We start from the raw sequence: 21,476 nt of genomic DNA on the forward strand, positions 1-21,476 counted from the left end.
TCTTCCGGCGTAGTCTGCCTGCAGAAGACGACCGGCAGGACCGGTGCAACGGGGAAGCGACATGGCAAAGATGAAGGCGGCGATCTTCGTGGAGCCTGGCCGGATCGTGCTGGACAAGAAGCCGGTTCCGGAGATCGGGCCGCTCGATGCACTCGTGCGGATCACCACCACCACGATCTGCGGCACCGACGTCCACATCCTGAAAGGGGAGTATCCGGTCGCGAAGGGCCTGACGATCGGCCACGAGCCGGTCGGGATCATCGAGAAGCTGGGTTCCGCCGTGGAAGGCTATCGCGAGGGTCAGCGCGTGATCGCCGGTGCGATCACGCCGTCCGGCCACAGCCATGCCTGCCTGTGCGGCATGCACTCGCAGGACGGTGCCGGCACGCCGCATGGCTGGAAGGCGATGGGCGGCTGGCGCTTCGGCAACACGATCGACGGCTGCCAAGCGGAATATGTCCGGGTGCCCGATGCCATGGTCAACCTGGCGCCGGTGCCGGACGGCCTGTCGGACGAGCAGGTGCTGATGTGCCCGGACATCATGTCGACCGGCTTCAGCGGGGCGGAAAGCGGCCGGATCCGGATCGGCGACATGGTGGCCGTGTTCGCGCAGGGCCCGATCGGGCTGTGCGCCACCGCCGGCGCCAAGCTCTCGGGCGCGACCAAGGTGATCGGCGTCGACTTCCTGTCGGACCGGCTGGCGGTGGCCAGCCGCATGGGCGCCGACCATGTGGTCGACGCCAGCAGGGTCGACCCGGTCGAGGAGATCATGCGGATCACCGGCGGGCGCGGCGTGGATGTCGCGATCGAGGCGCTGGGCCGCCAGGAAACTTTCGAGGCATGCCTGCGGGTGCTCCGGCCAGGGGGAACGCTGTCGAGCCTGGGGGTCTATTCGGGCGACCTGACCATCCCGCTCGGCGCCTTCGCGGCCGGTCTCGGCGACCACAAGATCATCACCTCGCTCTGCCCCGGCGGAAAAGAACGCATGCGCCGCCTGATGGCGGTGATAGAATCCGGCCGCGTCGACCTGAAGCCGATGGTCACCCACCGCTTCCGGCTGGACGAGATCGAGGCAGCCTATGATCTGTTCGCTCATCAGCGCGACGGTGTCCTGAAGGTCGCGATCACGCCTTGACCGGCTGGACATCGCGGATGGCTTGATGAAGGACGGGTTCGCGCTCTGGAGGTGACGATGAGCATTCAACGGATTCTCGCCCGGCTGGACGGGACCCCAGGTGACCGTCCGGTCCTCAAGGCAGCCCTCGAGGTGGCACTGGAGTTCGGCGCACACGTGGACGCCGTCCATGTCAGGTTCGACACACGCGACCTGCCGCTGATCACCGGCTACGGGCCGGTCGATGATCTTGCGCTCCTGGCGGACACGCTCAAGCGTACGGCGGGCGAGAGCCTGAAGCGGGCCCATGAGCACTTCGAGGAGTGGCGGGCGAGCGCGAACCTTGCGGTCGGGACCAAGCCGCCCGATGCGCCGGGCGTGACGGCGGCCTGGTCGGTCCTGGCGGAACGCGAGGCGACGGCGATCGCCAGGCTCGGGCGTCTGGCCGACCTGCTCGTCATCGCACAGCCGAACGAGGAGAATGCGCTGTCGTCGCAGACTGCGCTGGAGACTGCGGTGTTCGAGACGCGCCGCGCCGTCCTGATGGTCCCGTCCGCCCAGCCCGTGCACAGCCTGCTCCACCGCCCGGTGATCGCCTGGAACGGCAGCGCGGAAGCCGCCCTTGCCGTGAAGCTGGCCCTGCCGTTGCTGCGCGTCGCGAGCGGTCCCGTCGGCATCTTCACCGCGGACGAAGCCCGGCAGGCAGCCAGGGCCGACGAGCTGGCCGGCTATCTTGCCTGGCACGGCATCCAGGCAGAACCGATCGCCGCCGAGGGAGTCCAGGACGGCACCGGTGCCGACTTGCTATGGGAGGCGGAAGCACGTGGCGCCGGCCTGCTCGTGATGGGTGCCTACACCCATGGCCACGTGCACCAGCTCCTGCTGGGTGGCGTCACCAGCCACGTGCTCCGCCACGCGAAGATGCCGGTCCTGCTCGCGCATTGACGGAACGGCGAGCCGCTTCCCCGGCCGGGGAAGCGGCAGTCCCTAGCTGATGTCCAGCTTCATGCCCACGTGGCTCGCGACGAACCCCAGCCGGGCGTAGAAGCGGTGCGCATCGCCGCGCCGCTTGTCCGTCGTCAGCTGGACCAGCCGGCATCCGGCTTCCCGCGCGCGGCCGATCGCCTCGTGCATGATCGCCTGGCCGATCCCGCGGCCGCGCCGGCTCCGGTGGACCCGCACGCCTTCGATCAGGGCTCGGAGCGCGCCGCCACGGCCAAGCCGGGGGATCAGGGTGAGCTGGAGGCAACCCACGATGACGCCTTCCTCCAGCGCCACGATGACGGAGTTCCCTTCCTGCCGCTGAATGGCCCGGAACGCCTCATGATAGGCGCGCGGAAGCGGCTCCTTGTAGCGCTCACGCTCGCGCCCGAACTCATCGTCCGCGAGCATCGCCACGATCGCCGGGAGGTCGAACTCGGTCGCGTGCCGGAATTCGAGCATGCTCTACCTTCTGCTGGTCATCCCGTAGCGATCCGTAGCGATGCCCGATAGCGGGGTCACGCGCCCGAACGGCACAGCAGCAGGCCGGCTTCCATCCCGCTTCCGTTTCACAGCCGCTCGGCAAGAAAGCTGGCGACGGCCCGCACGCCTGGCAGCTGGCCCCGGCGCGGCGGCATGAGGATGGTAGTCGTGACCGCACCGGCGGTCCACCCGGGCAGCACCGATACCAGCCTTCCGCGCTCGACTTCGGCACGGCAGATGCCAGACGGCAGGCAGGCGAGGCCGAGGCCCGCTGCGGCAGCCTCCAGCAGCAGCACCGACTCGTCCGCCACCATCCTGGCACGCGGGGCGACCTGGACTTCCTGGCCACCATCGGCGCGCAGCCGCCACACCGTCGCCGCCGGCGCCGTCAGGAGCCCGTCATGCCTGGCGATGTCCTCGGGCCGCCCCGGCGCGCCGCGCTGGTCCAGGTAGGAGGGAGCCGCCACCACCACGACCGGATCGGCGCTCGCGCGCCGCTGGATCAGGCCCGAGTCCGGCAAGAGCCCGAAGTGGCTGCGCACCGCGATGTCGAAGCCCTCCTGGATGAGGTCGACGAAGCGGTCGGTCGCGTGCACCACGAGGCTCATGCCGGGATAGGCCTGTGCCAGCGCTGGCAGATGCGCGGCCAGCTGGAACTGTGCCACCGGCACGGATGCCGTGATCCTGACCGTGCCGCTCGGCTCGGCAAGCTGGCGGCGCACTACGCTTTCCGCGGCCTCGGCTTCGATGAGCGCCGCCTGTGCATGCTCGTAGAAGTCACGTCCCAGCTCGCTCAGCTTGAAGCTGCGCGAGGTCCGGTGGATCAGCCGCGTGCCGAGCCTTGCCTCCAGTTCGCCGACTCGCTTGCTAATGGTGGATTTCGGCATGCTCAGCCGCCGGCCAGCTTGCGCAAAGCCTCCGCAGTCCACCGCCTGCACGAAGAGATGGAGGTCGTTCAGGTTCAGCATCCAGTTCCATCGTCCACCGTTGTGGACGAAAAGTCTCCGTCTTGCCGTCTGACGGGTCAATGTCCTCGGGAATAGACGAAACGCAGTGACTGAACGCTGCAAGGGACCAAGCCATGCAACCCGTCCTCTTCTACGGCGTGCCCGAGGGCTGCTCGTTCGGATCGATCGTGGCGCTCGAATGGCTGGGTGTGCCGTATCGCCTCTGCCGCATCCGCATGCCGGAGCAGGTCTCGGGTGAGGTCTTCCGGGCGATCAACCCGGTGGGTGAGACTCCGGCTCTCCTTACCTCGGCGGGCCAGCTCCTGGCCGAGAGCATGGCGATCCTCAACCATCTGGGCGTCCTCGGCATCGACAAGGGGCTGGCCTACCCCCAGGGCAGCCGCGGGTTCGACCGTCTCAACGCGATGCTGGCCTTCCTGAATACCTCCTTCTTCAATGCCTTCTCGCCGCTTTGGCATGCGCTGGAGCACGGTGCGGAGGGTATCGAAAAGGACGTCCTGACCCGCTATGGCCGCGAGAAGGTCGCCAAGGCCCATGCCGACCTGGAAGCCATGCTGCGCGGCCGTGAGTGGCTGCTCGGCGACGAGCGCACCCTGGCCGACGCCTATTTCATCGGGATCGCCCGCTGGGCCGAGGTCCACGACGCCATCGACCGCCGCCAATTTCCCGGCCTCGATCGTCTGTTCCGCCGTCTCCAGGAAGACCCGGCCGTCCGCTTCGCCCAAGCGATCGAGCACGGGGAGCGGGCGCAAGGTGGCGGCGGTTTTGCCGGCCATGTCGGTCTCGATGATGCCTTGCGGCTGGTCGGACACGAGGCGTGACAGGAAGGCCTGCCGGTCGGTCAGCCGTCCGCGCGCCGCCAGAGCATGTCCCGCATCCGTTGCGCGACCAGGGCCTGCGCCTGGGCAAGCGTCCCGCCATCCACCGCCAGGATGCGCACCAGCAGGCCCGCCTGTGTTCGCAGCGCGGTGGCGCCCGCATGAAGGCCCGCCATGCCCTCCAGCAGCGCGTGCAGCTCCCTCACATGCGCCGGCGCCGATGCCTCGGTCTGCGGTGCGATCATCAGGAGGCTGCCGAGTGCCCCGTGCCGGCCGCTCAGCCCCGGCGCCTGCGCCCGCATCGCCAGGCCAGTAGCAAAGGACCGATCGTCCAGCACCAGCGCGCCGTCCGGCCGTCGTACCACGAGGCGGCTGTCGAAGCGGTCGAATGCCCCGCCGCCAGATTGCGGGTCGTGCATCATGAAGCCGTCGCCGATCAGCAGCCGTGCATCATCGGCCGCCTCGACCTCCACGATCTGCGCCAGCCGGCTCGAGGGGAACAGGATCAGCGGCCGCGGCAGGTACTCGAGCAGGCCGCCAGCACCGGCCCGCAGCTCGATGCGCTGGCGGCTGGACGACCCGTCCCGCATCGCATGCACGACGGTCGCGGCCGGCATCTCCACCCTCAGCTCCGCCCCGTCCTGCACGACGACCCGCTGCCCGATCGTCTCGTCCGCAAAGATCCCGCCCGAAGCCGACTGGACGAACACCCGCGCACAGTTCGGCCGTCCCCGCACGTCGCGCATCGCCGCCTGCACCGAGAACGGATGCCGCACCCGCCTTCGCGCCAGCACGGTCGTGCCATCCGGCGCTGCCCGGAAGGCAAGGTCCAGCGTAGGTTCGACCGTCATGCGTCCTGGAACAGCACCGCGTGGCAGATCGCGTCGGCCACCTGGTCCACCCCGTCGCCGCGGCGGCAGTTGGTGCACAGGATCGGCTTGCCGCCACGCACCTGTTTGGCCTCCGCCAGCATCCGCTCCAGGTTCACGCCGACATATGGATGCAGGTCGACCTTGTTGATCACCAGCAGGTCACACTGAAGGATGCCCGGACCCTTCTTCCTGGGGATGTCGTCGCCGCCGGCCACGTCGATCACGAACAGCCAGTAGTCGACGAGATCCAGCGAGAAGGTCGAGGCGAGATTATCCCCGCCGCTCTCGATCAGGATCAGCTCCAGGCCAGGATACGCCCGGTCCAGGCTGTCCGCCGCCTCCATGTTGAGCGTCGGGTCCTCGCGGATCACCGTGTGGGGGCAGGCACCCGCCTCCACCGCCAGGATCCGTGCGGGATCGAGCAGGTCCGCCCGCCTGAGCCTTTCCGCATCCTCGTGGGTGACGAGGTCGTTGGTGATCACGGCCAAGTCGACGCCGCGCTTGAGGAGGCGAGGGATCAGCGCCTCCAGCAGCGCCGTCTTGCCGGAGCCGACCGGCCCGCCGATCCCGACCCGTGCTGCGCCCTTGCTCATCGCAGCATGTAGCGCCGGTTGAGCGGCACCTTCTTCGCCGGCTCGCACATCAGGAGCTTTCCATCCGCCCGGACCTCGAAGGTCTGTGGGTCCACCTCGATCTTGGGCATGGCGTCGTTGAGGATCATGTCCTTCTTGCCGAGCTTGCGCAGATTTTTGATCGGCACGAAGGCCTTCTCCACGCCCAGTTTCCTCTGAGTGTCCGCCTCGATCGCGAGCTTCGACACGAAGGTCACGCCGAGATTGAGCGGCGAGCGCCCGAACGAGCCCCACATCGGCCGCTGCACGATCGGCTCGGAATCGATCTGGCTGGCATTGCCGTCGCCCATGGCCGACCAGACGATGAAGCCGCTCTTGATCACCATCCAGGGCTTGGCGCCGAACGAGGCGCGCGGCCAGAGGACGAGATCCGCCATCTTGCCGGGCTCGATCGAGCCCACATGCTCGTCCATGCCCGACGCGATCGCCGGATTGATCGTGTATTTCGCGACGTAGCGCTTGATCCGCTCGTTGTCGGCCTTCGCCGTCGTTTCTTCCGGCAGCCGCCCCACCCGCTCCTTCATCACGCTGGCAAGCTGCCAGCATTTCGCGACGTTCTCGGCAAGCCTGCCCATGCCCTGCGTGTCGGTCGCGAAGATCGAGATGGCGCCCATGTCGTGGAGGAAGTCTTCGGCCGCCATGCTCTGCGCCCGCACCCGCGACTCGGCGAAGGCCAGGTCCTCCGGCAGGCGCCAGTTCATCATGTGCGCCAGCATGGTCATCGGCAGCCCCTCGTTCAGCGCGTAGGCCGTGAAGGGATTGGTCGGGTTGGTCGAGGACGGCAGCACGTTGGGATGGCTGTTCACGATCAGAAGGTCCGGCGCGTGCCCGCCGCCGGCACCTTCCACGTGGTACATGTGGATCGTCCGCCCGCCGATCGAGCGCAGCGTGTCCTCGCAAAAGCCGTACTCGTTGATCGTGTCGGTATGGAGGTTGACCTGGAAGTCATTGCGATCAGCCGCGATCAGGCTGCCGTCGATCACCGCCGGCTGCGCACCCAGGTCCTCGTGGATCTTCACGCCCAGGCAACCGCCCGCCACCGATTCCTCGACCGCCCCCGGGTCCGAGCAGCCCCGCCCAAGGAAGGCGAAATTCAGGGGAAAGGCTTCGCAGGCCTGGATGATCTGGCCGACCACGTTCGGACCCGCACAGCTCGTGTCGAAATGCGGCCCGGGCGACATGCCGATCATGGTGGTGCAGCCGCCCGCCAGCGCGTGTTCCCATTGCTGGGGGGAGAGAAAATGCGCATGCGCCTCGATGGCCCCTGCCGTGCAGATGAACATGTCGCCGTGGATCACGGTCGTGTTCGGCCCGCAGCGGAGCGCCGGGTCGACCCCGTCCATCACGTCCGGGTTGCCGGCCTTGCCGATGCCCACGATCCGGCCGTCACGGATGCCGATGTCCGCCTTCACGATCCCCTGGATGGCGTCGATGATCGTGCAGTTCTGGACGATCGTATCGAGTGCCCCGGAAGCATAGGTTCCGGTGGTCTGGAACCCTTCGCCGTCACGCATCGACTTGCCGGCACCGGTCGTCAGCTCCTCGCCATAGACGGTGTAGTCCTTCTCGATCTCGGCAAGCAGCTCGGTGTCGCCGAGCCGCACCATGTCGCCGGTGGTCGGCCCGTAGATCTCGGCATAGTGGCGGCGGCTGAGGACGGCCATGGGACATGTTCCTTTCCGGCGTCAGGCGCCGCGATAGCCTTGGGCGCGAGCGAGGGCGAGGGCGGCCTGCTTGGAGTCCTCCGTCCGGGTCGCACCATTGACGAGTCCGGCCTGCCCGAGCACCAGGCCTTCTCCTCCCAGCGCCACCAGCTCGACCTTCTTCGTCAGACCCGGCTCGAACCTGACTCCCTGGCCCGACGGCACGTCCAGCCGCATGCCGAACGCGGCCGCCCGGTCGAACTCGAGCGCCCGGTTGGTCTCGAAGAAATGCGCGTGGCTCCGGACCTGGATGTCCCGGTCGCCAGTATTCACCACCTCGACCGTGACCTTGCGCCGCCCCGCATTGACCTCGATGTCCTCGTCCGGCGTGATGATCTCCCCCGCCACCCGGTGCTCCTCGACCGCCTGCTGGCCGGGCCCGATCGGGCGGAACACGATCACCATCTTGGTGCCTTCCTCGAAGTCGGCCTCCACCGACACGAGGTCGATCATCGCCGCCACGCCCGGCATCACGTCATCAGTCGTGAGCATCTGCCCGGCCATGTCCACGATCGCCTCGTATGCCATGCCTGCCCGCGCCGCGAGCAGCATCTCGTCCGCGATCAGCGCCACCGCCTCCGGATGCGACAGCCTGATCCCGCGCACCCGGTGGCGTCTCGCGAACTCCGCGGCCGTGAAGATCCACAGCCGCTCCATCTCGGTGGGTGTCAGGTTCATCAACGGCGAAAGCCTCCCACGCTTTAGTTCGAGAAGAGCCGCAGATCCTGCAAGGCATGCCGCATCATCGCGATCTCGGCCGCCGGCGTGAACGACGTGATACCGTTCAGGTCAGGCAAGGCTTGTGCCAGAAGCTCGGCGATGACCGGCCTAAGCTCGGTCAGCGCCTGCTGCCCGTCCAGGTGGCTGGCCAGTCCCAGCCTGACCGCCGCGGTGCAGAACGAGGCTGCTGCCGCATAGGCCGCCACCCCCAGCGCATCCAGGCGCGCCAGCCCCGTCCCGGCCAGCACCATGCCCTGGACCACCGACGCATGCCCATGCGCCTGTCCGGCCAGCACCCGCTCCCGAAAAGCGTAAGCACCCGGCGTACCGAGGCGCACATGCACGCCCAGGAGCGCCCGTCCGGCCCGCTGCGAGCCTTCGCGCGCGCTGGCTGCCGGCGTTGCGGCATCCACCCACTCGTCCAGTTCGGCCAGCCGTGCCGGGTCGTCCGCCAGCTCGTGTGCCCGGGCGATCACCACCCGCTCGAAGCTGACCCAGCGATGCCGGAACTGTCCCTCGATGAAGCGCTGGAGGTCCCGCCGCCCGACCAGCCCGTCCGCCGCCAGTCCTTCCAGGCCCCAGGAGAACGCGAAGCCGCCGCTCGGGAACTGGCTGTCGCCGTGCTGCAGCGCTGCCAGCAGTGCCACAGCCTCACCCGTCGACAAGCGACACCCGCCCAGCCGTCAGATGCTCCTCGATCCGGGCCAGGTAGCGCTCTGCCGGCACGTCCACGGCGACCAGCAAGAGCCCGTCCTCGAACCGCACCCGCCAGTGCAGGTTGCCCGCGAGATAGCCCAGCTCCAGCGCGAAGCCCGGTGCCGGCCGCAGCCTGAGCCAGCGCTGCTCGCCGACCTTCACTACAATTGCCCGGTCGTCCTCCAGCAGCAGCACCGCCCCGTCGAACAGCTCGGTGTCGCGGGGAAGGGCCAGCGCGCACTCCGTGCCGCGATCGGTCACCGCCCGAAAGCGCCGCCGCGGCAAGTCGGCCATCGCCACCGACAGCGTTTCCAGCCGCCCGTCATGCGCGAGATGGTGCAGCCGATGCGCCAGGGCTGCATCGGCCCGGCTGCCGACGATCCGCTCGATCCGGCACAGCGCATCGCTCATCTTGGCCTGGTTCCATGCTGGGAGGGCGTCCTGGCTTAACCTTGATCCGACAGCTCATCAACGACCGTTGACCCGTGCCGCCGGAACGCGCAGTTGCACGTGGTGACGCCGTGGTTCCGGTCATCGAAGGAGGCTCGTCGATGCGCCGCCTGGTCCTGCCGATCCTGTTCCTCGCAGCCGCGCTGGCGCCGGCTTTGGGCGCCCTGGCGCAGGAGAACGAAGTGGCCGGCAGCTGGATCGCTGTCAAAGCAGAGCGGGAGGGCATGCTGGCCGAGGACCTGGTCGGCCACGAGCTGATCTTCGAAGGCAACCGGTTCGCCATCGTTTCCAGGGGTGCTGTCGTCTACGCCGGCACCTATGCCCTCGACCCTGTCGCCGAGCCGCCGGCCATCGACTTCCAGCACGAGGCCGGCCGGTTGGTCGGCACCAGCTGGGAAGGCATCTACGAGCTGAACGCCGATCGCCTCGTCATCTGCGACGATGCCGCCGATCCCAACAACGGCCGCCCCGGAGATTTCACGACGTCGCCCGGCTCCGGCCGCGTGATGATCACCTTTACCCGGCGCTAGGCCGCCATCCCAGCCGCATCGCGTTCGCCGTCACCAGCACCGTCGCTCCCGTATCCGCCAGGATCGCCGGCCACAGGCCCGTCACCCCGATCACCGTGGTGACCAGGAAGACCGCCTTCAGCCCCAGGGCGATCGTGATGTTCTGGCGGATATTGGCCATGGCCGCACGCGACAGGCGGATCATCGCCGCGACATCGCCGACCCGGCCGTGCAGCACCGCCGCGTCCGCCGTCTCCAGCGCCACGTCGGTGCCGCCGCCCATGGCGATGCCGACATCCGCCGCGGCCAGGGCAGGCGCGTCGTTGATGCCGTCGCCCACCTGCGCCACCCGCTGACCGGCCGCCTGCAGCTCGCCCACGATCCGCTGCTTGTCCTCCGGCAGGAGCTCCGCCCGCACCTCGACCCCGAGCTCCCGGCCGATCGCCTCGGCCGTGCGCTGGTTGTCGCCGGTGAGCATGATCGCCCGAACACCCGCTTGCCCGAGGGCCGCAAGACCGGCCTTGGCATCCATCCGCGGCTCGTCCCTGAACGCGATCGCCCCGACCGGCGTCGTGCCGGCGAGCAGCACGGACACCGTCTTGCCCTCTTCGGTCAGTGCCTGGACCTGGCGCGCCACCGGCCCGTCCAGCGGCATGATCTCGGCCGCCATCCGTGCCGAGCCGAAGAACAGCCCGACCCCGCCGACGCTGCCCATGACACCCTTGCCGCCCAGGGCCCGCGCTCCTTCCACGGATGGCAGGGCCATGCCGCCCGCCCGCTCCAGGATGGCCGCCGCCAGCGGATGGCTGGAGCCGGACTCCAGGGCTGCGGCCAGCCGCAGCACGTCCGTCTCGCTCCGCCCAAAGCCGACGATGTCGGTGACCTTCGGCTTGCCCTCGGTCAGCGTGCCCGTCTTGTCGAACGCCACCAGGTCCATCCGCCCGACTTCTTCCAGGACGGCTCCCCCCTTCATCAGCAGCCCGCGCCTGGCACCTGCCGACAGGGCCGCCGCGATCGCCGCCGGCGTGGAGATCACCAGCGCGCAGGGGCAGCCGATCAGCAGGATCGCCAGCCCCTTGTAGATCCAGGCGTCCCAGCTCTCGCCGGCCAAGAGCGGCGGCAGGACCGCCACCAGCGCCGCCACCACGACCACGCCCGGCGTGTACCAGCGGGAGAACCGGTTGATGAACCGCTCCGTCGGCGCCTTGCTTTCCTGCGCCTCCTCCACGCGCCGGACGATCCGCGCGATCGTGTTGTCGGCGGCGGCCGCGGTGACCTGGACGCGCAGCACCGCCTCGCCATTGATCGTCCCGGCGAAGACCTGGCCGCCCGGCTCCTTCTGCCTTGGCATGCTCTCACCCGTCACCGGCGCCTCGTCGATGCCGCTGCTGCCCGAGAGGATGATCCCGTCCGCGGCGATCCGGTCGCCCGGCCGCACTTGAACGACCGAGCCCACCGGCACCCGCTCCACGGGCATCTCGCGGATCGTCCCACCTGGGTCCTCGACGCGCGCCACCTTGGGCACCAGGGCGCTCAGCCCCCGGATGCTCGCCCGTGCCCGGCCGGCGGCCACGCCTTCCAGCAGCTCGCCCACCAGGAACAGGAAGACGACGGCGGCCCCTTCCTCGGCCGCGCCGATGATCACGGCCCCGATCGCCGCCACGGTCATCAGCATCTCGATCGAGAAGGGCGTACCCACCGCAGCCGCGGCGATGGCGCGGCGGGCGATCGGTACGAGGCCGACCAGCATCGCCGCCAAGAACAGGTAGGCCCGGGCATCCGGCAGGAGGTGGCCCAGCAGGTAGGCCGCCACCAGCGCCAGACCGCAGCCCGCCGTCAGCACGATCTTGGGCTGGCGCCACCAGACGGTCTCGCCGCCGAACGGATCGGCATGGTCGTGCCCGTGATCGTGATCCGCGTGCGCATGGTCGTGATCGTGCGCATGGTCCCCATGCGGTCCCGCCGGCTCCTCCACGGCCCCGGCGACGGGATTGAGCCGGTAGCCCAGCCGGGTCACCTGCTGCTCGATCGTCGCCCGGATCGAGCCGCCATCCACGTGCCCCACCGTCAACGTGCCTGCCGCGACGGATACCCGCACGTCGGCAACCCCCTCGATCCGGCGCACGGCCGTGTCGAACTTCTGGGCGCAGCCTGCACAGTCCATGCCCTGGACGCGGTAACGAGTTTCGATGGTCGCGGCAGCCATGCCGGTTTCCTTGTACTGAAGCCGGGGCGACCCTAACTCCTCTAGCGACTAGAGGAGCAAACGGAAAATGAGTGACCTGTCGATCGGGGAGGTCGCCCGCCGCACCGGCGTGAAGGTCCCGACCATCCGGTTCTACGAGCAGATCGGCCTGCTGCCGTCGCCGCCCCGCACCGACGGCAATCGCCGCCGCTACGGGGATGAGGACGTGCGCCGCCTGGCCTTCGTCCGCCATGCCCGCGAGCTCGGCTTCGAGGTCGACGACATCCGGGAGCTCCTGACGCTGACCGCCCAGCCCAACCGCTCCTGCCACGAGGCCGACAGCATCGCCTTTCGCCATCTCCAGGAGATCGAGCGCCGGATCGCGAAGCTCGATGCCCTTCGAGGCGAACTGCAGCGGATGGTTCATGAATGCGGCCATGGCCGGGTCTGCGACTGCCGCGTCATCCAGGTCCTGGCCGACCACGCGCATTGCGCGCACGACCGGCATTGAGCGCGGAAGCCGACGCCTCGTTCCAGATCAGCGAAACGGCGATCCCGAGGATGGCGCCTCAGCCGTAGGGCGATGGGATGGGCGTCACGACGTCGATGTCAGCGGCCGAAAGCTCGGTCACCCCGAACAGCGTGATCGTGCCGGCGACCTCATAGCGGGCGTCGAAGGTGAACTGCGTGGTGTCGATCACCAAGGACATCTCGCGTACGCCGTCGAATTCCAGCGACTTCAGCTCGATCCCTGCATCGGCATCATCCAGGATGCCGTTCCCGGTCGTGTCCAGCTCCGCGAAGGTCACCGTCTTGTTGCTGGGCCCCTGGCCTGGCTCGGGATGCTCCGGACCCTCGTCGTAATAGGTGATCTGCAGCTTGTCCTGGCCGCGCGTGAAGTCGGTGATGTAGTCGTCCGCCTGCTGCATCGTCTTGCCATCGGGATCATACTGCAACCCGTTGGAGAACCGGAAGTCGACCCGGAACAGGTCGCGGCCTGACCCGCCCTCCAGATAGTCCTCGCCCGCCGAGCCCCTGAGCGTATCGTTGCCGATCCCGCCCATCACGAAGTCGTTGCCTTCCGAGCCCAACACGATGTCGTTGCCTTGACCACCCGCGATCTGGTCGTTGCCGGCACTTCCGTTGACGAAGTCATCACCGTCGCCCCCTCGGAAGATGTCGTTGGCGAGCCCGCCTACGATCGTGTCACTGCCGGTCCCGCCATCGACCTGGTTCGACCGCGCGGTGTCGATCTCCCAGTCTTCCGAAGGTAAGCGGATCTCGTCGTCGCCCGCACCGCCATAGATCAAGTTGCTGTCATTGCTGCCGACGATGACATCGTCGCCACCGCCGCCGTAGATCGAGCCGTCGCCCCGCCCGTCCTCGATCCGGTCGTCGCCATCATTCCCGTAGAGGACGTCTTCGCCATACCCGCCCTGCAGGTTGTCGTTCCCCCCGTTTCCATGAAGGAGGTCATTGCCGTCGGCCCCATCGAGTGCGTCGTCATCGAGGCCGCCATAAATGGAGTCCTGCCCTTTGCCGCCGAACAGCATGTCTCGGCCGCTGCCGCCGAGCATCGAATCGTTGCCGGCCCCACCGTCCAGTCGATCGTTGCCATCCTCGCCGTTCAGATGATCATCGTCGCCCAGGCCCAGCAGCCTGTCGTTCCCCTGCCTTCCGAGGATCGTGTCTCGGCCAGACGTGCCGGCAAGTTCGTCATTGCCGCTCGTACCAATGATGATCGCCATGATGACATGTCCTTCGCCGCAGCGCTTAGCTGCATTTTTCATGTATTTTTTGTAATTTATCGCCCATGTAAGGATCCGGCAATCGCGCGGCCTCGCATTCCTGTGGCAGCGGAGCAACGTTAGAAGTCGATCAAGCACACAGGCGGGATGGAACGAACAGGCGCCTCCAGCCCCGCTGCAGGTCCGGCCGACCTGCGTCCTGCTGACGCAATTCGGACGTCGCCCGCTGTCTGGTCTCCGATTCGGCGTTGACCGCTGCCGTTTGGGCCTTCTTCTCTCGTACGCCTTCGGGGGAGGCGCGGTGCATGTGGATTGTCCGGGTGGTGGCCCTGCTGTGGCTGCTCCTGCTACCCGCATCGGTGCTGGCCCAGGACCAGGTGCAGGAAGTCCGCGTCGGCCTGTTCGTTTCGACCCTGTCGAACATCGACTTCGCCGACGGCAGCTTCCGCATCGGCGCCGATGCCTGGTTCGTCCACAGGCTGGACGAGTTCGATCCGACCAAGCAACTGGAGGTCTCGGCCCGCCAGGGCCAGATCGAGCCGATCCGACAGTATCGTCTCCCGGACGGCACCCGATACGAATGGGTGAGGCTGCAGGCTCAGGTTGACCACGACTTCACCTTCGACCGGTTCCCCTTCGACCGGCAGACATTGCGGCTGGTGATCGAGGCGGTCGATCCGGTCGACCGGCTACGTCTGGTCCCCGACGTCGAGGACACCCGCATCGGCGACCTCGTCGCGATCACCGGCTGGGACGTGACAGGCTGGCGGCTGGAGGAAGGGCAGGTCAGCTACGACACCGAGTTCGGCTTCCCCGGCAAGGAGCTGCGCACCTATTCGAGGATTGTCCTCACCATCGACGTGGCGAGGCAGCGTACGGGCATGGTGATCGACAAGTTCCTGGGCTTCACCATGGCCTTCCTCGTATCGATGCTCATCTACCTCATGCGCACGGACCAGTTCGGGGTCAGGGTGGGCATGGCCGGCGGGGCCATCTTCGCCGTGGTCGGCAACCGGACGAGCCTGGACGCGGTGCTGGGATCCGACAACCGGCTGGGCCTGGTCGACCAGCTCACCGTCCTCGTGTTCGCGAGCATCCTGACCTCGCTCATCGTCTCGCTCGTCGTGTTCCATCTCAAGGAAGCCGGCAGAGAGGAGGTGGCATGGCGGGTCAATCGGATCGCCGGTGTGACGGCCCTGGTCGTGTTTCCGCTCCTGGCGGCCATCGCCCTGGGCCGCGCGCATGGCTGGGAGAGCTGAGTGTCCCGGGTCGACCGTCAGCCACCGGCCTTGGACAGAGCGAAGGCGGCGAGGAATCCGCCGACGGTGATCAGCCCGGCATAGTCGTGCGTCGTCTCGAACGCCTCGGGGATCATCGTGTCGGCGAGCATGGCGAGGATGGCACCCGCGGCGACCGCATTGGTCGCGGCGATCACGGCCGGATCGGTTCCCGCCAGCACGATGTTGCCGATGAGCGCGGCCGCACCCGAAGCCAGCGCGATGGCGCCCCACACCCCGAACACATAGATGGGCGACCGTCCTGCCCGGCGCATGCCGGCCGCACTCGACAGGCCTTCCGGCAGGTTGGACAGGAAGATTGCGATCACCGCTACCATGCTGACGCCCGTCCCGCCCAGCAGGCTCACCCCGATCACGACCGATTCCGGGATGCCGTCCAGCAGTGCGCCGATCGCGATGGCCAGGCCATTGCCGTCACCCGCCGGTTGCTGCTGGCCGCCCGACCGCTTGCGGTGCCGGCCGCCCCGCCGCGAGATCACGATGTTGGCGACGGTATAGACGACCGCCCCGGCCAAAAAGCCCGCCGCGGTCGGGGTGAAGCCGCCCTGGCGGTAGGCCTCGTCCATCAGCTCGAACGACAGGGCCGAGATCAGCACCCCGCTGCCGAACGCCATCACCGCGGCCACCATCCGGGGCGGCAGGTGGGCGAGGTAGGCGATGAGCGCGCCCACCACGAGGGCCGAGCCGCTGAGAAGCCCCCAGAGGCCCGCCTGGAGATGGATCGGCATGTTGGAAGACCCCGCGACGACAGGCCGGTACCGGCACAAACCCGCCCGGCGCAGGAAGGCTCCGCCAGCAGCCGGACATGGCTGAGCGCGATGGGCACCCTTCGCGGCGCCTGTAGCGGGGGAGCAACTGCCATGGCGGTGGCCGCGCGACCCGCCGATGCACTAATGGTGGACCGGAAGCAACGCGAAGCCGAGAAAATGTACACTGAAACAAGCGGAAAAGCTTGGGTTCACGGTACCGGAGAGATGGCTGGCCGCATCCGCGACCATGACTGGCGGGCAAGCCCGCTTGGGCCCGCGGAGAGCTGGCAACAGGCCCTCAGGTTCGCCGTCCTGCTGCTCCTCAACAGCCGGCACCCGATGTTCATCTTGTGGGGTCCGGAACTCACTCAGATCTACAACGACGCTTACCGCGACACGCTGGGACCGAGGCGGCATCCGGCGGCGCTGGGGGCATCTGCACGCGAGACCTGGGGCGAGAGTTGGGCCGTCATCGGCACACAGATCGAGCAGGTGATGTCGGGCGGAGGTGCCGGCTGCTACGGGGACAAGCCGGGCGGCCAGATCCAGCATGTCCGGGGCGAGAACGACGTCGATTGGGACTGCAGCTTGAGCCCGATCCACGACGAGACCGCGCCCCAAGGCGTGGGCGGCGTGCTGGGCATCTGCCGGGAAACCACGGCACAGGCGACAGCGCGGCGGGCCAGTCGGATCCAGTATCAGAAACTTGTCGAAGCGATCGATCAGGGCTTCTGCATCCTGCAGCTCATCTTCGACGACGCGGAGCGCGTAGTTGATAATCGCTTCGTCGAGATCAACCGCGTCTTCGGGCAGCAGACCGGGATGAGGAACGCGCTCGGCAGGACGATCCGCGAGTTGGTCCCGGACATCGAGCCATTCTGGCTCGACACCTACGGCAAGGTCGCGCGCACGGGCGAGCCGATCCGCTTCGTCGACCATGCGAGGTCGTTGGGCCGGTGGTTCGATGTTTATGCCTTTCGGATCGACGAGCCGCAGGACGGGCGGGTCGCCGTGCTGTTCGGCGATATCACGGCGCAAAAGCAGGCAGAGCAGCGACTGCAGGAGAGCGAGCAGCGCTTTCGGCACCTCGTCGAAGGCTGGGCCCAGGCCGTCTGGGAGTGCGGCCCACACGGCCCAGCCTGGCTTGCCGACAGCGGACATCCATCCGAGCCTTCGCCAGGCGATGGCTGGCTGGAGACCGTTCATCGTGACGACCGGGCGCAGCTGGAGCAGCGATGGCAAGAAGCGGTGGCGACGGGAAAGCCGCTGAACGCCGAGTTCCGGCGGCGCGGGGTGGGCGGCGAGTGGAGATGGACGAACGCCAGGGCGGCGCCGATCCACGGTCCCGACGGCTCGATCCGCAAGTGGGTCGGCATGGACATCGACATCACCGCGCGCAGGTGGGCCGAGGAGCAGTTGCGCGAAAGCGAGGCGCGCCTTGCGGCCATCTTCACCGGGGCCTCGGTCGGCCTGTCGGAGATCGGCATGGACGGACGCTTCCTCAGGGTGAACGACGAGATCTGCCGCATCCTGGGACGCTCGCGCGAGGAGGTGCTGCGCCTTGGCCTTGCCGATGTCACTTATCCACTCGACCTGGCTCCGAGCATGGCTCTCGTCGCCAAGGTGCTGCAAACGGGTGGAAGCGCCAGGCTCGACAAGCGTTACCGGCGACCGGACGGCACGCTGGTCTGGGCGAACAGCAGCGCCACGCGCCTTCCCGACGCGGAAGGCCGCCCCGGCAACCTGCTGGTGGTCACCGCTGATCTCACGGAACGCCGCAAGGCCGAGGAAGCCCTGCGTGACAGCGTGGAGCGGCAGCGGCTGGCTGTCGAGGTGGGCAGGCTTGCGACCTGGGACTGGAACATCCGGACGAACAGGACGACCTGGTCTGACGAGCACTACGTGATCCAGGGCTATGCGATCGGAGAAGTCGAGCCCAGCTACGAAACATGGACCGCCCGCCTCCATCCCGAGGATCGCGCCCAAGCGGAAGCAGTCCTGGCCCAGGCGCGCGTCACGCGGCAGGACTATGTGCACGAGTTCCGGACCTTGCACCCCGACGGCGCGATCCGCTGGTGCTCGGCACGAGGGCGCTTCTTCTACGACGAGGCGGGCGAGGCCGTGCGCATGATCGGCGTCATGATTGACGTCACGGAACGGCGGACATGGGAGGAGGCGCAGAAGGTGCTCGTCGGCGAGCTGCAGCACCGCACCCGCAACCTGATCGCGGTGGTCGCCGCCATCGCGGACCGCACCCTCAAGCGCGCTGCCACCCTCGACGCGTTCAAGCAGCCATTCCAGGACCGGCTGAGCGCGCTTTCGCGGATTCAGGGCCTCCTGGCCCAGCGCGAGGCGGGGCAGCGGGTCACCTTCGACGCGCTGATCGCAGCCGAGCTGGGGGGTCTGGGCGTGCTGGATGCGGACCGTGGCCACCCCCAGGTCGTGCTGGACGGTCCGCGCGGCGTCCGGCTGCGCTCGGCGATGGTGCAGGTCTTCGCCCTGGGGATCCACGAGCTGGCCACCAACGCGGTGAAGTACGGGGCGCTCTCGATGCCAACCGGCCGGCTCGAGGTCCGTTGGCGGGTGGAGCGAACGACGGACGCGGGCTCGCGGCTGCACGTGCACTGGCGGGAAAGCGGCGTGCCCATGCCCGTTGGCGCCAGCGCCTCCACCATGGCACGTGGTTACGGGCGCGAGCTGATCGAGCGTGCCCTGCCGTATCAGCTCCAGGCGGTGACACGCTACGAGGTGGGCCCGGGCGGGATAAGCTGCTTCATCGCTGTTCCCCTGGAACGGGACTGAGTGAGCAGACGCGCATGTCGGTCCCGCTGTCGGCGCCCTGTCTGCCTGGGCTCTATCCGTGTCTGCCCAGCGGTGATCGGATATTTCTTCCTGATGACGTGTTTCCGGAAAGAAAGTAATACTCGGCGTCGTGCCCCGGGAAGGTCGGCGGCAGCTTCCACCGGGCGAGGAAACGGATGACGTCGCGTTATGCTGCTGCCATGGCCGGCATTGGCTTCCTGGGCGCCTGCATCGGGCTCGCGGTTCCCTCGGCCCAGGCATCCCACGAGGTCCCGGGCTTCACTGCCCACTCGCCGGCGCTGGTGGCTGCGATGACCACGCCCCGCGTCGTCGCGCACATGAACGAGCTGCAGTGGATCGCCGACCGCAATGACAGCCATCGTGCAGCGGGCAGCAGCGGCTACGCCGCCTCCTTGAACTATGTCCGCCGCAAGCTGGAGGAGGCGGGTTACCGGACCGTCACCCAGACCTTCACCTTCCCGTTCTTCGAGGAACGTCGCCCGCCCGTCTTCCAGTTGACCGCCCCGGTGCGCAGGAACTTCGTGCCGGGCAAGGACGTGGCCACGGTCCAGTTTTCGGGTGCCGGTCGCCTGTCCGGCCGCCTCGTCCCGGTCGACCTGCAGATCCCGCCCGGCAAGGGCGGCAGCACCAGCGGCTGCGAGTCCGCCGACTTCCCGTCACCGGGCCCGGCGCCGGCCGTGGCCCTGATCCAGCGCGGCACCTGTTCCTTTTCCGACAAGGTGTCGAACGCCAGGGCCGCCGGCTACGAGGCGGTCGTCATCTTCAACGACGGCCGCCCCGGCAGCACCGACCTGCTGATGGGCAGCCTGGATGCCCCGTCGCCGTTGCCCGTGCTCGGCACCACCTATTCGCTCGGGCGGGAGCTCGCCTCGCTCGCCGAAAAGGGGGCGGTGGTCCGGCTGGACGTCACGACTAGGTCGGAGGAACGCAAGACAGCCAACCTCCTGGCCGAGACATCCTCGGGCGATCCTGGGCGCGTGGTCATGGTCGGTGCCCATCTCGATTCGGTCGAGGAGGGTCCGGGCATCAACGACAATGCCAGCGGCAGCGCCGCGATCCTGGAACTCGCGATCCAGATGGCCAGGCAGGATATCCGCCCGAGGAACCGCGTGCGGTTTGCCTGGTGGGGTGCCGAGGAAGCCGGCCTGTACGGCTCGAAGCACCATGTCGCGACGCTGACGCCCGGGCAGGCGAAGGCGATCATGGTCTACCTGAACTTCGACATGATCGCGTCGCACAACTTCGTCTGGCACATCCAGGAAGGCGACCCGAAGAGCCGGGCCGATGCCCTGGTCGAGCAGGTCCTGGCCAGCTACTTCAAGCGTGCCCGCCTGCCGCATGCCACGATCGAGGCCTTCGGCAACTCCGACTACGCCCCGTTCATGGAGATCGGCATCCCGATTGGCGGCCTCTTCAGCGGTGCCAGCGACATGAAGACTCCTCGTGAAGCCGCCAGCTATGGCGGCACCGCCGGCCAGGCCCAGGATGCCTGCTACCACAAGGCCTGCGACACCAACCGCTTCATCAATCGGCGCTCGGTCCGCGTGCTGAGCAAGGCGATCGCCGATACGACCTACCGGTTCGCGATGACCGCGCGGGACCTGCGTTCGGCCGGGATGTCGGGCAGCGGGACGTCCGTTCGCGACTGAACCCGCTCTCGCACCTGCCGGGCCCGCAGCCGTCCGCTGGCCCGGCCTTCATCACCCGTGGGCCGCCACCGGCCCATCGGGGCCGCGTCGTTCGGGCGCCTTCGTGGAACCCTGACCCATTCGGCCGCTTCGACTCGTGATGTGTAAAGGTGGCCATCGTACGGAAAGGCTTTCTCGCCCAGGGCGAGGCTGCCCGTCGAGACGAGGGCCGATGATGAAATGATGTGGTGATGAATGCCCCCTCACGATGGAGATCAACCATGCCGATGACATCGCGCATCGCTGCGCGGATGAGCGCAGCAGCGGCAGCGTTGCTGCTCCTTGGCGCCTGCGCCAGCACGCCGCCACCCGACGATGCCATGGCCACGGCCAAGATGGCGCTGCAGCGCGCCGAGGCGACCGAGGCTCCTCGCGAGGCGCCGCTCGAGCTGCAGCAAGCCCGCGACAAGCTCACCGAGGCCGAGAAGGCGATCGTCGCGGAAGACTATGTGGCGGCACGCCGGCTGGCCCAGGAGGCTGCCGCCGATGCGCAGTATGCCGAGGCGCAGTCGCAGCGGGCCGTGGCCGAGCGGAACCGGCAGCAGGTGGAGAGCGCCATCGGCGCCCTGGCGCCCGGTGGGTCGGCCGTGACCACGCCACCGGCCGCCACCACGACGACGACCGTGCCGCCCACCATGTCCACGACCCCCTTGGCGCCGCCGGCGACCGGAGGAATCCAGTGATGCGTAACGTCACCATGGCGACCTTGCTGGCCGGCAGCGTGCTGGCCCTTGTGGGTTGCAGCACGCCCAACAGCCCCGCCCTCGACCAGGCGCGCTCGGCCGTGTCCGCGGCCCGCGCCAATCCCGACGTCATGAGCTATGCGCGGACCGAGCTCGATTCCGCCGAGGAGGCGCTCTCCCGGGGCGAGCGCGCGCTCACCGAGGAGGAGGACCTCGAGGAGGCGGATACGCTGGCCTATGTCGCGACCAGGCGCGCCGCGACGGCCGAGCAGCTGGCCGCCGCGCGTGCCGACAACCAGGCGATCGAGGGCTCGGGCGAGGCCCGCGAGCGCGCGATCCGCATGACCCTGGAGCAG

The 21,476-nt window shown here is 68.3% G+C and carries 21 protein-coding genes; 10 read left to right on the top strand and 11 right to left on the bottom strand.

The window, feature by feature from the left end; all coding sequences use genetic code 11:
- Nucleotides 1-61 precede the first annotated feature (61 nt).
- Together VHL31_RS08275 and VHL31_RS08280 are read left to right on the top strand one after the other, a co-directional pair.
- Nucleotides 62-1,135 (top strand): NAD(P)-dependent alcohol dehydrogenase, encoded by a 1,074-nt coding sequence (locus VHL31_RS08275; RefSeq protein ID WP_329660734.1) that lies wholly within the window; start codon nt 62-64, stop codon nt 1,133-1,135.
- Between the two features lie 57 nt (nt 1,136-1,192).
- The gene (locus tag VHL31_RS08280; protein ID WP_329660735.1) at nt 1,193-2,059 is read left to right on the top strand and encodes a universal stress protein; all 867 of its coding nucleotides are present in this window, start codon (nt 1,193-1,195) and stop codon (nt 2,057-2,059) included.
- Between the two features lie 42 nt (nt 2,060-2,101).
- On the opposite strand, the gene VHL31_RS08285 is transcribed toward VHL31_RS08280, so the two are convergent.
- Nucleotides 2,102-2,557: a GNAT family N-acetyltransferase gene (locus VHL31_RS08285; RefSeq protein ID WP_329660736.1), complete on the bottom strand. Its 456-nt coding sequence runs from the start codon at nt 2,555-2,557 to the stop codon at nt 2,102-2,104.
- Between the two features lie 107 nt (nt 2,558-2,664).
- On the bottom strand, nt 2,665-3,546 hold the full coding sequence (locus VHL31_RS08290; RefSeq protein ID WP_329660737.1) for a LysR substrate-binding domain-containing protein: 882 nt from the start codon (nt 3,544-3,546) through the stop codon (nt 2,665-2,667).
- Nucleotides 3,547-3,659: 113 nt separating this feature from the next.
- On the opposite strand from VHL31_RS08290, the gene VHL31_RS08295 reads away from it, so the two are divergent.
- Complete coding sequence (locus VHL31_RS08295; protein ID WP_329660738.1) at nt 3,660-4,367, top strand: glutathione S-transferase family protein; 708 nt, start codon at nt 3,660-3,662, stop codon at nt 4,365-4,367.
- Nucleotides 4,368-4,387: 20 nt separating this feature from the next.
- On the opposite strand, the gene VHL31_RS08300 is transcribed toward VHL31_RS08295, so the two are convergent.
- Genes VHL31_RS08300 through ureE form a run of 6 tightly spaced genes read right to left on the bottom strand, consistent with a single transcriptional unit; the run spans nt 4,388 to nt 9,398 of the window.
- Nucleotides 4,388-5,215, bottom strand: a complete 828-nt coding sequence (locus VHL31_RS08300) for an urease accessory protein UreD (protein WP_329660739.1) — start codon at nt 5,213-5,215, stop codon at nt 4,388-4,390.
- Nucleotides 5,212-5,829, bottom strand: a complete 618-nt coding sequence (ureG, locus tag VHL31_RS08305) for an urease accessory protein UreG (RefSeq protein WP_329660740.1) — start codon at nt 5,827-5,829, stop codon at nt 5,212-5,214. The genes VHL31_RS08300 and ureG overlap by 4 nt, the downstream gene beginning before the upstream one ends.
- Nucleotides 5,826-7,532 (bottom strand): urease subunit alpha, encoded by a 1,707-nt coding sequence (ureC, locus tag VHL31_RS08310; RefSeq protein WP_329660741.1) that lies wholly within the window; start codon nt 7,530-7,532, stop codon nt 5,826-5,828. Before ureC ends, ureG begins: the two co-directional genes overlap by 4 nt.
- 21 nt (nt 7,533-7,553) lie before the next feature.
- Complete coding sequence (gene ureB / locus VHL31_RS08315) at nt 7,554-8,249, bottom strand: urease subunit beta (protein ID WP_329660742.1); 696 nt, start codon at nt 8,247-8,249, stop codon at nt 7,554-7,556.
- Nucleotides 8,250-8,272: 23 nt separating this feature from the next.
- Nucleotides 8,273-8,956: an urease accessory protein UreF gene (locus VHL31_RS08320; RefSeq protein ID WP_329660743.1), complete on the bottom strand. Its 684-nt coding sequence runs from the start codon at nt 8,954-8,956 to the stop codon at nt 8,273-8,275.
- A complete protein-coding gene (ureE, locus tag VHL31_RS08325) occupies nt 8,943-9,398 on the bottom strand; it encodes an urease accessory protein UreE (protein WP_329660744.1) in 456 nt (151 codons plus the stop codon). The genes VHL31_RS08320 and ureE overlap by 14 nt, the downstream gene beginning before the upstream one ends.
- Before the next feature lie 140 nt (nt 9,399-9,538).
- On the opposite strand from ureE, the gene VHL31_RS08330 reads away from it, so the two are divergent.
- Complete coding sequence (locus VHL31_RS08330; RefSeq protein WP_329660745.1) at nt 9,539-9,967, top strand: TIGR03067 domain-containing protein; 429 nt, start codon at nt 9,539-9,541, stop codon at nt 9,965-9,967.
- Here VHL31_RS08330 and VHL31_RS08335 read toward each other — a convergent pair.
- The gene (locus VHL31_RS08335) at nt 9,954-12,152 is read right to left on the bottom strand and encodes a heavy metal translocating P-type ATPase (RefSeq protein WP_329660746.1); all 2,199 of its coding nucleotides are present in this window, start codon (nt 12,150-12,152) and stop codon (nt 9,954-9,956) included. The genes VHL31_RS08330 and VHL31_RS08335 overlap by 14 nt on opposite strands.
- A gap of 67 nt (nt 12,153-12,219) precedes the next feature.
- Between VHL31_RS08335 and VHL31_RS08340 the strand changes: the two genes are divergently transcribed.
- Nucleotides 12,220-12,642 (top strand): helix-turn-helix domain-containing protein, encoded by a 423-nt coding sequence (locus tag VHL31_RS08340; RefSeq protein ID WP_329660747.1) that lies wholly within the window; start codon nt 12,220-12,222, stop codon nt 12,640-12,642.
- A gap of 58 nt (nt 12,643-12,700) precedes the next feature.
- Here VHL31_RS08340 and VHL31_RS08345 read toward each other — a convergent pair whose 3' ends face one another.
- Entirely contained in the window at nt 12,701-13,879 is a 1,179-nt protein-coding gene (locus VHL31_RS08345; RefSeq protein WP_329660748.1) for a calcium-binding protein, read from the bottom strand.
- Nucleotides 13,880-14,184: 305 nt separating this feature from the next.
- Here VHL31_RS08345 and VHL31_RS08350 point away from each other — a divergent pair, with 305 nt between their 5' ends.
- The gene (locus VHL31_RS08350; RefSeq protein WP_329660749.1) at nt 14,185-15,138 is read left to right on the top strand and encodes a hypothetical protein; all 954 of its coding nucleotides are present in this window, start codon (nt 14,185-14,187) and stop codon (nt 15,136-15,138) included.
- A gap of 17 nt (nt 15,139-15,155) precedes the next feature.
- On the opposite strand, the gene VHL31_RS08355 is transcribed toward VHL31_RS08350, so the two are convergent.
- The gene (locus VHL31_RS08355) at nt 15,156-15,905 is read right to left on the bottom strand and encodes a hypothetical protein (RefSeq protein WP_329660750.1); all 750 of its coding nucleotides are present in this window, start codon (nt 15,903-15,905) and stop codon (nt 15,156-15,158) included.
- Between the two features lie 246 nt (nt 15,906-16,151).
- On the opposite strand from VHL31_RS08355, the gene VHL31_RS08360 reads away from it, so the two are divergent.
- The 4 genes from VHL31_RS08360 to VHL31_RS08375 form a co-directional block, all read left to right on the top strand.
- Nucleotides 16,152-18,728, top strand: coding sequence for a PAS domain-containing protein (locus VHL31_RS08360; RefSeq protein ID WP_329660751.1), 2,577 nt, complete (start codon nt 16,152-16,154; stop codon nt 18,726-18,728).
- Nucleotides 18,729-18,904: 176 nt separating this feature from the next.
- A complete protein-coding gene (locus VHL31_RS08365) occupies nt 18,905-20,398 on the top strand; it encodes a M20/M25/M40 family metallo-hydrolase (RefSeq protein ID WP_329660752.1) in 1,494 nt (497 codons plus the stop codon).
- A 260-nt stretch (nt 20,399-20,658) separates the two neighbouring features.
- Nucleotides 20,659-21,120 carry a DUF4398 domain-containing protein gene (locus tag VHL31_RS08370; RefSeq protein WP_329660753.1) on the top strand — a complete coding sequence of 154 codons (462 nt, stop codon included), beginning with the start codon at nt 20,659-20,661 and terminating at the stop codon, nt 21,118-21,120.
- The coding region (locus VHL31_RS08375; RefSeq protein ID WP_329660754.1) for a DUF4398 domain-containing protein at nt 21,120-21,476 on the top strand (357 nt) is incomplete at its 3' end. The genes VHL31_RS08370 and VHL31_RS08375, both read left to right, overlap by 1 nt.

The sequence above is a fragment of the Geminicoccus sp. genome (genome assembly GCF_036263595.1).
GTDB lineage: Bacteria > Pseudomonadota > Alphaproteobacteria > Geminicoccales > Geminicoccaceae > Geminicoccus.